The sequence below is a fragment of the Streptomyces sp. NPDC054887 genome (assembly GCF_053610585.1).
In genome coordinates this window covers 1-1,856 of sequence record NZ_JBSGYQ010000144.1, presented here as the reverse complement: position 1 = coordinate 1,856, position 1,856 = coordinate 1, and the positions used below count along the sequence as shown (strand labels likewise).

Here is a 1,856-nt window from a genome sequence, read left to right as displayed (position 1 = left end):
AATCTTATCCAAATCATTAAAGCGCATTAAAACATGACAATGCCAGGCTCCACGTCCTTGTGGCTCTACCACCGATAAATAATCTATCGAACTTTCTTTCTTGTATTTATAACGCAACCTGTCGATAAAATTTTGAAAATCACTATAAAGTTTTTTCGTGTCCGTCATATTTTTCTTGTATGTCAAAGTTATATGTAATTCCTATGGCCGTCCTATAAAATTGTTATTTATCAAATAACGCAGCTTCTTAAAGGTTTGTCTCAAAGAATTATAATTTTCCTGCCGATTTTCCGAATGCTCGAACTCCCGGATCTCCCCAGTAGAGAGGTCTACAAACCTATCCTTGTCCAATTTTTTGATATTATTTTTCCGGTTCATCTTCTCCATATGCTGAACTTCAATGACGTGATTCATAGTGGTCACTTTTACAACATCATTTGGAGCTATGAAAACCGCGTCACCATTGCGTTTATCCATCCATTTCCCCTCAATTTTTCCTGTAATGTTTAATTAAAATCAAGTTAATAATAAAGAACCCCAAATCCGAAGTCAGTTTTTCAACAAAAATTAGCGTCCTTTTCCCAAATAGTCCCTATACAATTCCTTAATAGCAAACTCAATTACAGCATCTTTTGAAACTCTTCCAAATTCATTGTGTTTTGTAAAATGTTCGGCTAATAACTCTAGCTTTTTAAATGTTTCAACAGTAATTCGAGGTCCAATTTGTTTTTTCTCTTCCATCCAAACACACTCCTAACAAGTTGTTAACATAATTCTAACATTGGAAATAATAGAATTCAAGAACAGAAAAAAGAAGCACACTCGGAATGATATTTCGTTTCCTTTTGATTCCGAGCCTCCACCCCTTACAATCCCCAAAGGCAACCGACAAGGGAAAATTCGTCCCTTATCGGCACCTCCGGAAATTGTACAGCAAGGGGTCACTCCCAATAAAAAGACTACGACATATAAAACAGGTTTAGCTTCAGAGAAAAAGAGCATAAGGAAACTCGGTGCCACCCTAAAAAAAAGGGTGTCAAACAGGCTGTGCCTGTTGAGTTTCTATGCTCTTAGAACAGGTGCCGTTTTTGAAGCCAAAGATATAGCATAGATACCCCATAGATATAGCAGGGATATACCAAAATATCTCTAGAGATACGGGTATCTATGCTATATCTCTCTACAAGATTCCTCCACACGCTTGACGGAAATGCTTCAGCATTTTAGCACTCACTCGACAGAGTGTATAAGTGCGCCATTCGGAATTTCAAAGCTTCAAATTTCACAGAGAGTGCCCATTTATACACACCCCCTAAATCGTGGTGTGACAATGGGTTCTCGCCGGCTCGAAATCGGTTTGTCATTCTGACAAATAACCCTTCGGGAAATAAAAAAAACGGCTCCATAAAGAGGAACCGTTTTGCTTCAAAAATCACGTTTTGTGTTATACTGGAGAAACGAAATTGTGTTTTCAAAATTGTCATTTTCGACATGATAACTTTTCTCGTAGTGTGGTTTTGCCGAACCCACTACTTTTTTTATGTCTCCGAACTTCATTTCTTCCCGTTCCGGCTTAACAATCCCTTTTGATTTTCGATACATATTCATTCCGGAAGGATACATGTGCAGCCGTCCGCCTTTTAAAAATTTCTTTTCCCGACCTTCTACGATCTTTGTTTGCACCTCACAGCCCTCTGAAGCCACTTTTAAGGCTGTTTCCCTGTCTTGGACATCTTCTAGGTCTATATCAGTCAAATAAGCGCTCAAATAGGCTCCTATGTTGTCTATATCCTTTAATGACTTGATTGTTACAAATCCTAAACCCCATAGACTCCTTAATTCAGCATTTTTAATAT

The 1,856-nt window shown here is 38.0% G+C and carries 3 protein-coding genes; all 3 read right to left on the bottom strand.

The features are described from left to right. A partial coding sequence (locus ACWGH0_RS34645; RefSeq protein WP_453408249.1) for a rolling circle replication-associated protein occupies positions 1–186 on the bottom strand: 186 nt, incomplete at its 3' end. A 381-nt stretch (positions 187–567) separates the two neighbouring features. Then, on the bottom strand, positions 568–741 hold the full coding sequence (locus ACWGH0_RS34640) for a hypothetical protein (protein ID WP_375839303.1): 174 nt from the start codon (positions 739–741) through the stop codon (positions 568–570). A 684-nt stretch (positions 742–1,425) separates the two neighbouring features. Further along, on the bottom strand, positions 1,426–1,856 hold a 431-nt coding region (locus tag ACWGH0_RS34635; protein ID WP_453408248.1), incomplete at its 5' end, for a hypothetical protein.

What these genes read in the sequence shown, in the direction of transcription:
- ACWGH0_RS34640 (WP_375839303.1), bottom strand. Translation starts at nt 741, where the DNA reads ATGGAAGAGAAAAAACAAATTGGACCTCGAATTACTGTTGAAACATTT.